13 protein-coding genes are annotated in these 13,193 nt (G+C 69.4%); 5 read left to right on the top strand and 8 right to left on the bottom strand.

Annotated features, from left to right (window positions below):
• The 5 genes from AC31A1_RS08850 to AC31A1_RS08830 all read right to left on the bottom strand — a co-directional run.
• A partial coding sequence (locus AC31A1_RS08850) for a dihydrodipicolinate synthase family protein (protein ID WP_489652701.1) occupies positions 1-917 on the bottom strand: 917 nt, incomplete at its 3' end.
• Positions 914-1,978: an oligopeptide/dipeptide ABC transporter ATP-binding protein gene (locus AC31A1_RS08845; protein WP_489652700.1), complete on the bottom strand. Its 1,065-nt coding sequence runs from the start codon at positions 1,976-1,978 to the stop codon at positions 914-916. The genes AC31A1_RS08845 and AC31A1_RS08850, both read right to left, overlap by 4 nt.
• On the bottom strand, positions 1,975-3,972 hold the full coding sequence (locus AC31A1_RS08840; protein ID WP_489652699.1) for a dipeptide/oligopeptide/nickel ABC transporter permease/ATP-binding protein: 1,998 nt from the start codon (positions 3,970-3,972) through the stop codon (positions 1,975-1,977). Before AC31A1_RS08840 ends, AC31A1_RS08845 begins: the two co-directional genes overlap by 4 nt.
• Positions 3,972-4,931, bottom strand: coding sequence for an ABC transporter permease (locus AC31A1_RS08835; RefSeq protein ID WP_489652698.1), 960 nt, complete (start codon positions 4,929-4,931; stop codon positions 3,972-3,974). Before AC31A1_RS08835 ends, AC31A1_RS08840 begins: the two co-directional genes overlap by 1 nt.
• Positions 4,932-4,949: 18 nt before the next feature.
• Entirely contained in the window at positions 4,950-6,584 is a 1,635-nt protein-coding gene (locus tag AC31A1_RS08830; protein ID WP_489652697.1) for an ABC transporter substrate-binding protein, read from the bottom strand.
• Between the two features lie 212 nt (positions 6,585-6,796).
• On the opposite strand from AC31A1_RS08830, the gene AC31A1_RS08825 reads away from it, so the two are divergent.
• Positions 6,797-7,510, top strand: a complete 714-nt coding sequence (locus AC31A1_RS08825) for a FadR/GntR family transcriptional regulator (RefSeq protein WP_489652696.1) — start codon at positions 6,797-6,799, stop codon at positions 7,508-7,510.
• 43 nt (positions 7,511-7,553) lie between these two features.
• Entirely contained in the window at positions 7,554-8,015 is a 462-nt protein-coding gene (locus AC31A1_RS08820) for a protein-tyrosine phosphatase family protein (protein ID WP_489652695.1), read from the top strand.
• On the opposite strand, the gene AC31A1_RS08815 is transcribed toward AC31A1_RS08820, so the two are convergent.
• Complete coding sequence (locus tag AC31A1_RS08815; protein ID WP_489652694.1) at positions 7,989-8,561, bottom strand: class I SAM-dependent methyltransferase; 573 nt, start codon at positions 8,559-8,561, stop codon at positions 7,989-7,991. The two genes, AC31A1_RS08820 and AC31A1_RS08815, sit on opposite strands and share 27 nt — an antisense overlap.
• Before the next feature lie 55 nt (positions 8,562-8,616).
• On the opposite strand from AC31A1_RS08815, the gene AC31A1_RS08810 reads away from it, so the two are divergent.
• Positions 8,617-9,378, top strand: coding sequence for an AraC family transcriptional regulator (locus AC31A1_RS08810; protein ID WP_489652693.1), 762 nt, complete (start codon positions 8,617-8,619; stop codon positions 9,376-9,378).
• Here AC31A1_RS08810 and bla read toward each other — a convergent pair.
• The gene (bla, locus tag AC31A1_RS08805; protein ID WP_489652692.1) at positions 9,375-10,310 is read right to left on the bottom strand and encodes a class A beta-lactamase; all 936 of its coding nucleotides are present in this window, start codon (positions 10,308-10,310) and stop codon (positions 9,375-9,377) included. The two genes, AC31A1_RS08810 and bla, sit on opposite strands and share 4 nt — an antisense overlap.
• 126 nt (positions 10,311-10,436) lie before the next feature.
• Here bla and AC31A1_RS08800 point away from each other — a divergent pair, with 126 nt between their 5' ends.
• Complete coding sequence (locus AC31A1_RS08800; RefSeq protein ID WP_489652691.1) at positions 10,437-11,615, top strand: glycoside hydrolase family 113 protein; 1,179 nt, start codon at positions 10,437-10,439, stop codon at positions 11,613-11,615.
• Here AC31A1_RS08800 and AC31A1_RS08795 read toward each other — a convergent pair.
• Positions 11,567-12,034 (bottom strand): GNAT family N-acetyltransferase, encoded by a 468-nt coding sequence (locus tag AC31A1_RS08795; RefSeq protein WP_489652690.1) that lies wholly within the window; start codon positions 12,032-12,034, stop codon positions 11,567-11,569. The two genes, AC31A1_RS08800 and AC31A1_RS08795, sit on opposite strands and share 49 nt — an antisense overlap.
• Positions 12,035-12,379: 345 nt before the next feature.
• Between AC31A1_RS08795 and AC31A1_RS08790 the strand changes: the two genes are divergently transcribed.
• Positions 12,380-13,150 carry an SCO2525 family SAM-dependent methyltransferase gene (locus AC31A1_RS08790; RefSeq protein ID WP_489652689.1) on the top strand — a complete coding sequence of 257 codons (771 nt, stop codon included), beginning with the start codon at positions 12,380-12,382 and terminating at the stop codon, positions 13,148-13,150.
• Positions 13,151-13,193 lie beyond the last annotated feature (43 nt).

Here is a 13,193-nt window from a genome sequence, read left to right as displayed (position 1 = left end):
GCCAAGAACTTCCCCACCCGCTCCACCTCGCCGGCAGACAACCCCACCTGCGGCTCCGCAGTCGCCGCGCACTCGATCACGCCCCGCAGTTGCAGTGCCGCCTTGAACGCCCCGAGGGCCGACGAACTGCCCCCCATCCGCGCCGGGTCACCGACACCCACCAGCCCGAACAACACACACAGCCGCTCCTGTTCGGCCCGCGCACGCGACCAGTCCCCGGCCCGGCACAACGCGTCCAGCCGGACATACCCGTGAGGATCGACGTTGGCGAGACCCGGCACCGCCCCGTCCGCGCCCAGCGCCAACGCCGAGTCGACGAACAGTTCGGACCCGGTGAGGACGCTGAACCCGGTGATGTCCGGATGGACACGCGCGCCGGTGACGACCGTACGGAAGCCGCCGAGGTCGCCGCTGGAGTCCTTGAGCCCGGCCAGCACCCCCTCGGCGGCGAGTTCGAGGACGAGGTCGGAGGGGAGTTTCGTGTGGACGGAGGCCGGGAGGTCGTAGGCGACGACCGGGACCGACGACGCGGCGGCGACCAGACGATAGTGGCGGGCGATCTCGGCGGGATGGGTGCGCGTGTAGAAGGGCGCGGTCACGACGACCGCGTCCGCACCCGCGTCCGTCACGGCGGCCACATGGTCCAGCACCCGAGGCGTCGTCATGTCGATCGCCCCTGCCAGTACGGGGAGTTGACCCCCGACATGAGCGACCACCGCCTCCACCACGTACCTCCGCTGCCGGTCCGTGAGATACGCCGCCTCCGACGTCGACCCGAGCAGAAACAGCCCGTGCACCCCCGCCCCGACCAGATGATCGACGAGCCTGAGCAGTGAACGGACGTCCACCTCGCGTTCCGGTGTCAGGGGCGTGCAGACGGGCGGTACGACACCGGTGAGCGGGGCGGGGAGGGTCATGAAGGCTCCATGGGGCGGCTTTGGCGAACGAGGTCGCGGGTGGACAGGTCCTCCTCTACAGGATGGTGGCAACGGTAGAAATGTCCCGGTGTCGACGCGGGCGAAAAGTCCGGCATGGCGGAAGCGCACACGTCGTCCGCCTTCCAGCAGCGGGTGCGGAACGGGCACCCGCTCGGCGGACGCGTGGCCGACGGCACCGGGCCGACCAGCGGGATCGGGTCGATGGGGTGGAGGAGACCGGGGGTCGCCGAGAACAGCGCCCGGGTGTACGGGTGCCGCGCCCGGTCGGTGACCCGGTCGGCCGGGGTCTCCTCGACGATCCGGCCCAGGTACATGGTGATCACGCGGTCGCTCATCCGCCGTACCGTCTGGATGTCGTGCGACACGAACACCAGCGCCAGGCCCAGCCGTTCCTTCAGGTCGAGGAGGAGGTTGAGGATCTGGGCCCGGACCGACACGTCCAGCGCGCTCGTCGGCTCGTCGGCCACCACCAGGTCGGGGTTCAGCGCCAACGCCCGCGCGATCGCCACGCGTTGGCGCTGGCCACCCGAGAGCTGGCCGGGCAGACCGTCGGCCAGTGCGCGGGGGAGGCCGACCAGCGACATCAACTCCCGTACCCGGTCCTCCCGTTCGGCCTTCGTCCCACGACCGTGCACGTCCAGCGGATCCCGCAGTATCTGCCGGATCGTCAGCCGGCGGTTCAGCGCGGTCGACGGGTCCTGGAAGATCATGCCGATGCCGGTGCCCACCGCGGCCCGGCGTTCGCCGTCCGGCATCGACCACAGGTCGCGGCCCCGGAACGACACCGTGCCGGACGTCGGCCGCTGTACGCCCACCAGCACCTTCGCCAGCGTCGACTTGCCGCAGCCGGACTCGCCGACCACGCCGACCGTCTCGCCGGACGCGATGGTGAGGTCGGCGCCGGTCAGGGCGTAGACCCGGTCGCGGCTGAACAGACCACCGCTGCGCGCCTTGTGCACGACATGGGCACCGGCCAACTCGACCAGTGGGCTGCCCAGTTGACTGCGGGCCGTCTCCGGTTCGACCTCCGCGCCGCTCATGACACCGCCCCGCTCTCCGTCGTCACCAGGTCGATCGCCGGGTGGTGGCAGGCCGCCGTGTGCGTGCGCGGGCCGACCAGGTCGGGGGCCGTCGTACGGCAGAGGTCGCTCGCCAGCGGGCAGCGGTCCGCGAAGCGGCAGCCGGCCGGGAAGTCGGCGGGGGAGGGGACGACGCCCTTGATCTGGGTCATCCGCTCGGCCGCCGACTCCAGGGACAGCACGCTGCCGAGCAGACCGCGCGTGTAGTGGTGGGCCGGTGACTCGACCAGGTCGGCGGTCACGCCCGTCTCCACGATCTGTCCGCCGTACATCACCACCACCCGGTCGGTGACGTCGGCGATGAGCGCGAGGTCGTGCGAGACGAGGATCAGCGCGAACCCCAACTCCTCACGCAGGCGCAGCAGTAGCTCTATGACCTGCGCCTGCACGGTGACATCCAGGGCGGTGGTCGGTTCGTCGGCGACGATCAGTTTCGGGTCGCGGGACAACGCCATGGCGATCAGCACGCGTTGGCGCTGGCCGCCGGAGAGTTCGTGCGGGTAGCTGCGCAGGGTGCGTTCGGGGTCGAGGCCGACCATCGTCAGCAACTCGCCCGCCCCGCGGCGCCCTCCGCGCCGTATCACCTGCTTGAGCTGGGCGCGGATCGTCATCGCGGGGTTCAGGGACGACAACGCGTCCTGGTAGACCATCGCCATCTCGTGGCCCAGCAGTTTGCGGCGGACGCGCATCGGCTCGCCCACCAACTGCCGCTGGTTGAAACGGACATGGCCGCGCACCCGCGCGCCCTTCGGTTCCAGGCCCATCACCGCCAGCGCCGTCAGCGACTTCCCGCAGCCCGACTCGCCCACCAGGCCCAGGACTTCACCCGGCCGCACCTCGAAGCTGATGCCGTCGACGATGTCCACGCCGCGGTGCCGGCCCTCGAAGCCGATCGCCAGGTTCTCGACCGCCAGGACCGGTTGGCCGTCCGGGTCGGGCAACGGCCGCGCCCGGGACCGGAGTCGTAGCGCCGCCTCCGTCAGGCCGGGGAGCGGGAGCACATCGCCGCTGCCCGGCTCGGGCGCGTCGAGCGGGTCCTCGTCGGGCCGTACGTCCACCTCGCGCGCGGCCGGGGCCGCCCACGCGTCCGAGACTCCCTCGGACAGTATGTTCAGCGAGAGGACCGTGATCAGCATCAGCAGACCGGGGAAGACCGTCGCCCACCAACCCCCGGTCAGCACCATGTTCTTGCCGTCCGCGATGACACTGCCCCACGACGGGTCCGGGGGCCGGACGCCCGCGCCGATGAACGACAGCGAAGCCTCGAAGACGATCGCCTCGGCGACCTGCACCGTGCAGAACACCAGGATCGGAGCGGCGCAGTTGACGGCTACGTGCCGCGCGACGATGTGCGGGGTGCGGGCGCCGATCACCCGTTCCGCGGTGACGTAGTCCTCGCCGTACTGGTCAAGTACGTTGGCCCGTACGACCCTTGCGACCGGCGGGGTGAACAGGAACGCGATCGCGCAGATCAGTACGGTGATCCCGCCGCCGAACACCGCGACCAGGACCGCCGCGAGCGCGATGCCGGGGAACGCCATCACCACGTCCAGGCAGCGCATCAGCGTCTCGTCGACGCCCTTGCGGGAGGTCGCGGCGACCGCGCCGATCAGCGCACCGGCGACCAGGGCCAGCGCGGTCGCCCCGAGCCCGATCGCGAGGGACCAACGGGCGCCGTACATCAGCCTGCTGAGGATGTCCCGGCCGAGGCTGTCCTGGCCCATCCAGTGCTCGGCGGACGGGTGTCCGGTGCCGTCGACGGGGAGCTGCTGGTCGAGCGGGTCGTCCGGCGCGAGGAGCGGGGCGAACAGCGCGACGAGGACGACGACCGCCAGGAAGCACACCGCGACCTTCGACAGCGGCGGCAGCCGGCGCAGGCCGCGCAGCCGGATACCGGGCCGGGACAGGGTCTCGGCGAGGCCCTCGCGGGAGAACCGGGGGAACTGAGTGAACATCAGGAGGCGTCCCTCAGACGGGGGTTGACCAGCAGATAGAGGATGTCGATGACGAGGTTCACGACGACGAACCCGGTCGCCGTCGTGAGCACCACGCCCTGGACGACGGCCGGGTCGCCGTTCTGCACGGCGTCGATCATCAGCTTGCCCATCCCGGGGAGGGAGAAGATGGTCTCGATGACGACCGCACCGCCGAGCAGGTATCCGACGCGCAGACCCAGCACGGTGAGTGGGTTCATGAGCGCGTTGCGGAGCACGTTCCGGCCGACCACCACCCGCGGTGGCAGACCGCTGCCGACCGCCGTCCGGACGTAGTCCTTGTCCAGCTCCTCGACCACCGACGTCCGTACGATGCGGGTGAGTTGGGCCGCCACCGGGAGCGAGAGGGCCAGCGCCGGGAGGGCCATCGTCTTGAGCCAGCCGGTGAGGGAGTCCGCCGGGTTGATGTAGCCGCCGGTCGGGAACCAGCCCTGGTCCACGGCCAGGTACTGGATCATCAGCAGCGCCAGCCAGAAGCCGGGCGCCGCGACCCCGGTCAGCGAAGCGACCCGGATGATCTGGTCGGGTAGCCGGTCACGGTAGATGGCCGCCGTCACCCCGCCGAGCAGCGACAGCACCACCGCGATCACCAGCCCCAGGAAGGTGAGTTGGAGGGTGAGCGGCAGTGCGGTGGTGACCTGCTCGACGACCGGTGCCCGGGTCAGGGCGCTGGTGCCCATGTCGCCGTGCAGGAGTGCGCCCACGAAATGGACGTAGCGCAGAGGCAGCGGATCGAGCAGGCCGTTCCGCTCGCGGAAGTCGTGCAGCTGCCGCGGTGTCGGGTTCGCGCCCTGGAAGAACGCGGACGCCGGGTCGACGTCCGAGAAGCGCATCACCAGGAACACGAACAGCACGATGCCGAGCATCAGCGGAACGAGCAGGACGATACGGCGGGCCAGAATCCGGAGGACGGTGACCATGGTCCAACTCCCGTGCTGCTAGACCCACTTGGCCTGGAGGACATTGATGCCGGGGTAGGGCTGCGGCCTTATCCCCGTCAGCTTCCTCGGGTCCCAGGCGGTCATCAGCTCGTTGTGGACGACCGGGTAGAGCACGGCCTGTTCGGCGACGATGTCGATGTAGTCCTGGATCATCGTCTTCTTCTTCGCCGCGTCCGACTCCCGCGTCGCCTGGTCCATGTCCTTGAAGAGCTGCTTGGCGACGGAGTTCCCGGCCCAACGGGCGTAGCCCATCCAGAGGTTCTGCGGGCCGTAGTTGTAGTGCATGATCAGGTCCGCGTCGAGGCCGAACTGGTTGGGGTTGGAGGCGGCGGCGACCACCTGGTAGTCCTGCTTCTGGTCCATCTTGGTGAAGACGGCCGTGGTCTCCTGCGGGGAGAGCGTCGTCTTCACGCCGATCGCGTCCCAGGACGCCTTGATGGTCGGCAGGCAGTCGACGATCCAACTCACGTTCACCGAGATGATGTTGATCTCCAGCCCGCTGACCCCGGCCGCCTTCAGCAGCGCCTTCGCCTTGTCGGGGTCGTAGTCGTAGACCGTCTTCGCGCGCCGGTAGGCCGGGTTGCCCTCGTTGAGGAACGACGAGGAGGGCTTCCCGTGGCCCCGCAGGGCGACCTGGACCATCTTGCCGGTGTCGATGGCGTAGTGGAGAGCCTGGCGCACCCGTACGTCGTCGAAGGGCTTGTGCTGCGTGTTGAACATCAGGAACAGGTTGTTCATCCCGGCCCCGCCGCCGACCGTCATCCCGCCGCTCCGCAGCCGCTGGATGTTGGCGTAGGGGATGTTGTCGGCGATCTGCGCGCCCGCGCTCGACCCGGAGATCTTGGCGACGCGCGGTGCCGCGTCGACGATCGTCAGCCAGTTCATCGTCTTGAAGGCGGGCGGGCGCGGGCCGTTGTAGTCGGCGAACGCGGCGAAGGTCGTGTTGGACTTCGGGTGGTGCGCGGTCTGCTTGTACGGCCCCGAGCCGACCGCCTTGCCCTTGATCGCGTCGTCCCAGGCACCCGGCTTCGAGAAGATGTGCTTCGGCATGATCTTCGCGAGGGTGAGCCGTGAAATCCCTTCCGGGAAGGGGAACTTGAGGACCAGCTCGACGTTCTGCGCGTCGATCTTCCGCACCTCCTTCAGCCAGCTCGCGAAGAAGCCCTGTGCGAGGGTCGCCGTCTTCGGGTCGAGGATGCGGTCGAAGACGAAGACGACGTCGTCGGCGGTGACCGGCTGCCCGTCGTGGAACTTTGCGCCCGCCCGCAGCGTGAACTTCCACGAGGTGCCGCCGGTGTCCTTCGGCACGGCGGTCGCCAGTGCCGGATAGGGGGCGCGGGTGATCGGATCGGTGTCGATCAGCCCCTCGTAGATGTGGTTGTTGCCGGCCATGGCGAACGCCGACGCCGTCTGCGTCGGATCCCAGCTGCCGTCGTTGCCGTAGCCGATCACCGCGGTCAGCGTCCGGTTCTTGCCGGTGCCTCCGCCGCCGGTGTCGTTCGTCGACTGCGGCCCCGACGAACAGGCGGTCAGGGACGAGGAGATCGCGGCCGCGGCGCCCAGCGCGCCGGAGTACTTCAGGAACGCCCGGCGGTGCAGCGCGGGCACGTTCTGGGTCACGTCTTCGCGCATGGTTACTCCAGGAGGTACGACGTCCTACGTCCTGCGGTCAGCGCGACCATAAGAGCGGCCGTGGGGGCGGTCAAGGCATCGCACACGAATGGCGTAGCCGTCAGAGGTCGGACCAATGGCGGTTTGAAAAGGCGTGGGAATGGCGGCAATTGACGCCCCATCAGGTCCGGTCGAGGCCAGACGTGGGACGTGGGACGTCTGATGCGGCTACGATGCGGCGCATGTCCGGGGAGCCAAGGAACAGTCGGATACAGCGCGAGATCGTCCAGCTGATCCTCGACCGCAAGCTCCAGCCCGGCGCGCCGCTGCCCACCGAGGCCGAGCTGATGGACGACCTCGGCATCAGCAGAAACTCCGTCCGCGAGGCCCTCAAGGCGCTCCAGGCCCTCGACATCGTCGAGATCAGACACGGCTACGGCACCTACGTGGGCCGCGCCTCGCTGACCCCGCTCGTCGACGGCCTCACCTTCCGCACCCTCACCCGCCACCAGGACGACGCGGACGCGCTGGCCGAGGTCCTCCAGGTGCGCGAGGTGCTGGAGGAAGGCCTGATTCATCGGGTCGTTGCCACCGTCACCGAACCGGAACTGGACAGACTCGAAGCGGTGGTGACCCGCATGGAGGAAGCGGGCCGCGTCGGCCGCCCCTTCCCCGAACTCGACCGGGAATTCCATGAGTTGCTCTACGCTTCGCTCGGCAACGAACTCGTCCCCCAACTCCTCGGCGCCTTCTGGACGGTGTTCCGCCGGGTCGCCGGCGCCCGCGGCTGGACCGACGACCCGGCCCCCGAACTCACCGTCCGCCGCCACCGCGACATCGTCACCGCACTGCGCGCCCGCGATGTCGAGGGCGCACAGCGCGCGATGGCCGACCACTTCCGCGGGATCGAGGCACGGGCGGCACAGGAGTCACGGGGAGTGGGCTGACCTCTGGGGGCAGCGGACGGCCCGTCATCTCTACGCTGTCCGCATGGCCGAGCTCTGGAACCCGACCACCACCGGCGTCCTACGGCTGCCCTCCGGCCGCCTGGTCCGAGGCCGCGCCCTGCGCCGGCCGCTCCCGGCCGACGGCCCGGCACCGACGTACGGCGTGTATCTGCTCGGCAGCCCGCCGCCCCAAGTCCCCTGGCCCGCACGGTGGTTGCGCTGGCCCGACTTCCGCCTGCCCGCCGACCGCGCCGAGGCGCACGCGGTCCTGGCGGAGATCTGGCACCGGTCCCTCACCGAGCGCGTCGAGATCGCCTGCGGCGGCGGCCGGGGCCGTACCGGCACGGCACTCGCCTGCCTCGCGGTCCTCGACGGCGTTGAGCCGGGGGAGGCGGTCGCCTACGTCCGCGCCCACTACGACCGGCACGCGGTGGAGACGCCCTGGCAGCGGCGGTACGTACGGCGGTTCGCGGCACCGTCAGGCGTGGCGCGCCCGGAAGCGTAGGCGGCGGCTCTCCGGGTCCAGGTCCACCGCCACGTCCGTGAAGCCGGCCCGCTCCAGCCGGGCCGGGAGCGTCGCCGGATCGAGGGTGTTCATCGTGTCCCGGAAGTGCAACACCCGGAAACGGAAGCCGGGTTGGCTGTCACTGCCCGCGAACGTGCCGCCGGGACGCAGCACACGGAACGCCTCGGCGAAGATGCGGTCCTGGTGGGCGGCGGTGGGCACATGGTGCAGCATCGTGAAGCAGACGACGGAGTCGAACGACCCGTCGGGCAACGGCAGTTCGGCGCCGTCCGCGTGAAGGACGTCCGCCCGGTCGCCCCACCGGGACCGCAGCAGCCGTGCGGTGTCGGCGTCGATCTCGGCGGCGGTGAGGTGGTCGACCCGCTCGACGAGGACGCGGAGGTTGGCGCCGTAGCCGGGGCCGATCTCCAGTACGTCCGCGCCGAGTTCGACGTGCTCAAGGGCCCAGGGCAGGATGCGGTCCTTCGTCGTCCGCGCCCACTCCTCTGAGCTGCATATTCTGCGGTGAGCTCGGTTCATCGGCATACGTCGACGCTAGGCGGGGCCGGTGGCTGTCCGCCACGGGCTAGGCTGCCGTGTCATGTCGCGGAACGGACAGGAGCGGGGGCGCCGGTCCGACACGGTCATCCTCGTCGGCCAGTTCGTCATGCCGCGCGGCACCGCCTTCGCCACGCACTGGCATCCCGACCACCAACTCCTCTGTTCCGAACGGGGGTTGCTCCGGATCCGCAGCGAGCACGGGACATGGCTGCTGCCGCCGTCTCTGGCCCTGTGGATCCCCGCGCACGTTCCGCACGCGACGGAGTCCGAGGGCGATGCCGTCATGCGGGGTGCGTACGTCGACCCGGTGAGCTGCCCGCACCTCGGCCGGCGGAACCCCACGGTCGTCGCGGTCACCCCTCTTCTGCACGCGCTCGTCGCTCACCTGGACCGCGCGGACCTTACACCGGGCGCCCGTTCACGCGCCGAGCTGGTGCTCCTCGACGAGCTGCGTCCGGTACCGGTGACGAGCGTGTCCGCGCCCGAGCCGCGTGATCCCCGGGCGCGGGCGGTGGCCGAGGCACTGCGGGCCCGTCCGGCGGACGGGCGGACCCTCGCGGAGTACGGCGGCCAAGTCGGCGCCAGCGCGAGGACGTTGGCCCGCCTCTTCGTCGCGGAGACGGGTCTCGGGTTCGGCCAATGGCGAGAACGGCTACGGATGCAGGCCGCGTTGCCGTTCCTCGACGAGGGGTTGCCGGTGGAGTCCGTGGCACGACGGGTGGGCTACGCCTCGGCGAGTTCCTTCACGGCCGCCTTCCACCGGGTGGTCGGGGTGACGCCGAGGCAGTACTTCCCGCGTTAACCCAGTGCCGTCGCCACCAACTCGGCGGTCTTCGCGACCAGTTCGTTGTCGTACGGCGCGTCCGGCAGGGTCGGCTTCGTCGTCAGGACCGCGAGGACGACCGGGTCACCGGCCTCCGTCCAGGCGATGCCGACGTCGTTGGCGGTGCCGTAGTCGCCGCTGCCCGTCTTGTCGGCGATCGTCCAGGTCGCGGGGAGCCCGGCGCGGAAACGGGTGGCGCTCGTCGTGTTGTTGAGCAGCCAGGCGGTGAGCCGGTCCCGGTCGGGGCGGCGCAGGGCGTCGCCGAGGACGAGCCTGCCGTACAGGCCGGCGATCGCGCGCGGGCTGGTGGTGTCGGTGATCCGGTCCGGCTCGGCCGAGTTCAGCTCGGTCTCCCAGCGGTCGAGCCGGGTGACCCGGTCGCCGAGGGAACGGGCGAAGCGGGTGACGGCGGTGGGGCCGCCGAGTTCGCGCAGGAGCAGGTTGCCGGCACCGTTGTCGCTGTAGCGGATCGCCACGTCCGCGAGCTGCTCGACCGTCATGCCGTCGGCCAGGTGCGCCCGGGTCTGGTCGGAACCGTCGACCAGATCGGCCTCCGTGTAGTGCACGACCTTGTAGAGCACCTCGCCGTGCCGGTCCAGGTCCCGCAGGACGGCCGCGGCGGCGAGCGTCTTGAACACCGAGCACATCGGGAAGAGTTCGTCGGCACGGTGCGCGACGGTCTTCTTCGTACCCAGGTGATGCGCGAACACGCCTACACGGGCGCTGTGTTGCTCTTCAAGGGCGCGCAGCCGAGCCGTGGTGTCCATGCTGTCCGTGCTGTCCGACGCCCGTGCGGAGGAGGTGCCGGCGAGGAGGGTGGCGGCGGTGGCGGCACCGGCGATGAGGAGGGTGCGGCGGGTGCCGGTGCCTGTCGTAGGGGTCGTGGGGGACTGTTCGGAGCCTGGGATCACGCTCTCCTTTGTTCGGTGTCCGGCAACGATCTCTTCAGTGATCGACGCGAGAGCTCATACCTTGGTTGCGCCGCCGTGGACCATCGGCGGACACCGCGACGGGCCCGCGCTCGGCACAGTGGACGCATGGTGAACACACAGGGGATCACTCGGGGGCAGTTCCTGGCGGGGTCGCTGGCCCTCGGAGCGGCGGGCGCGATGCTCCCGTCGGGACAGGCGTCGGCGCGGCCGCGTACACCTCCGCAGGCGACACATACCCGGTGTCCCGGTCTACGCCACCACGGCGTCGTCTACACGGTCGGCGAGGGCGAGACCCCCGCCACCGCCTGGAGCCCGCGCCGGATGCGCGCCGACCTCCGCGCGATCCGCGACGAGTTGCACGCCGACACGGTCGACGTCACCGGCGACGGTGTCGACCGCCTCACCGCGACGGCCGCCGAGGCCGCCGAACTCGGGCTGCACATCTGGCTCCAGCCCACTCTCGCCGACGTCCCGGAGCGGGACATCCTCGAACACCTCGCGGAGACAGGGCGGTTCGCGGAACGCCTCCGGCGGCAGGGCGCGAGCGTCGACTTCAGCGTGGGCTGCGAGTTCTGGCTGTTCGTACCCGGGATCGTGCCCGGCGCGACGGTCCTGGACCGCGTCCAGAACATCCTGGACGGCACGTTCGACCCGGCGAAGACGCAGCGCAGGCTGAACGCGTTCACCAAGAAGGCGGCGGCGACGGGCCGTTCGGTCTTCCGCGGCGACCTCAGCTACGCCGCCGCCCAGGACGACGAGGTCGACTGGAACCTCTTCGACATCGTGGGCATCGACTACTACTCCTACTTCCGCCAACCGGCCGACTATGTCCGGGAGTTGAGGGCATACCAGCGCTGGGGCAAGCCCGTCACGATCACCGAGTTCGGCACCTGCGCGTACAAGGGCGCCGAGAAGACCGCCGGCATGGGCTGGAACGTCGTCGACCACGACAAGGACCCCGAGGAGATCAAGGGCCGCCTCGTCCGCAGCGAACACACGCAAGCGGCGTACATGGTCGGCCTGTTGGAGGTCTTCGAGTCGATGAACCTCTACGGCGCGATGGCCTTCGAGTTCGTCACTCCGGACGCCCCGCATCGCGCCCACGACCCCCGCCACGACCTCGACATGGCGAGCTACTCCATCACCAGGACCATCAAGGACCGTCCGTACGACCCGAGTTCACCCTGGCGCTGGGAGCCGAAGGAGGCGTTCCACGCGCTGGCGCGACAGTACCGTCACAGGGCGAGTGTCATGAGGAGGCGGTGCTCGCCCGGCCCGAAGTAGTCCCTGAGCACTCCTTGCTCGGACGAGAAGCCCAGCGAGCGGTACAGCACGATCGCGGCGGCGTTCGTCGGTTCCACGGTCAGGCGGACCTGGTGGACGCCCTCCGTGCGCAGCCGGCGCAGGGCCTCGACCATCAGGCGCCGGCCCAGCCCATGGCCCTGCTGGTGGGGCGTGACGGCCAGGCTCATGATCCAACCCACGTAGCCGTCCGAGGTGTTGACGAAGAGGATGTAGCCGAGAAGGCCCTCACCGTCGTCGAGGACGAGGATGCGGTCGCCGTGGATGTCGCAGAACTGCCGGAGCACGAAGGCGGGGTACGGCTCCTCGGGGAATGCCTCCCTGTCCACGCGCAGGAGCTCGGGCAGGTCGGCCTCGGTGATGCCCCTCAGGGTCAGGTGCCGGTCGGTGCGGTCGGCCAAGAATGCCTGGTCAGCGCGGCGGCCCGCAGAAGGGAAACGTTCCTCCGGAAAGGGCGTCATACTGCCTCCTGTGGGTAGGGAGTCAATTGCGCGTTGACGGCTCGTGCGACTCGTACGGGTGGTACGGGCGAGACGTGTGCGCCCTGCCTTTCTGGTGTGTTCGGCAGGGTTCCACCCATCTTGGGTGGGGCAATCGGGCAGTTCAAGGCCGAATCAGGTCGCATGAATGCATTCGCGACCATGCGCCCCCCGTGCGCCCCGGTGGTGGCTGTGACCTGACGTAGATTGCCCTACGAAATTGACGAGAGGTATACGTCACGCCCGGGATGTTGGTACCGTGGCTTGGTGAAAAATGCGGAAGCCGCCTGGAGCGCGTTCGATTCGATCGCCTATGTAGATCATAACTATCGTGACCTACAGGCGGAGGACGCGGAGATCCTGCATATTATTCGGGATCATTTCGCCGATCATTTCCGGAAGCCGGGCGTCGGCCCCGTTCGCGGCATCGACGTGGGAGCGGGTGCCAATCTCTACCCCGCCCTGTCCATGTTGCCGTGGTGCGAGGAGATCACGCTCTTCGAGCGCTCGCCCGCGAATGTGGAGTACCTGAAGAGCCAGGTCGGCTCGTACGAGAAGAACTGGGACCAGTTCTGGACCGCCCTGTGCGGGAACGAGGACTACGAGTCCTTCGGTCTCAAATCCGACCCTCGCGAGAGATTCGGCGAGGTCGTCAAGGTCAGACAGGGCGACATCTTCGACCTCAAGCGGATCGGCCGCCGATGGTCCGTGGGGACGATGTTCTTCGTCGCCGAGTCGATGACCTCCTCCTACCAGGAGTTCACCCTGGGTGTGGAGCGCTTCATGCGCGCCCTGGCCCCCGGGGCCCCCTTTGCCGCCGCTTTCATGGAACACTCCGAGGGTTATCATACGGGTGAGCAATTCTTCCCCGCGTGCGACGTGGGAGAGAACGAGGTGCGGGAGAGTCTCGAACCCTTCACGGACGAGTTCAAGGTGCACCGGCTCAAAAGCGACGCCGGGCTGCGGGAGGGGTATTCCGGAATCATCCTCTCCTATGGCTGGCGCGGGAATTCGGACTCACCGGTTCCGATCCGCTGACCGGGTCGACCGGTGAATCTTCACAACAGAAGAGGGATATTCC

The sequence above is a fragment of the Streptomyces sp. P5F9 genome (genome assembly GCF_057961495.1).
This window is presented reverse-complemented; position numbering and strand designations above follow the sequence as displayed.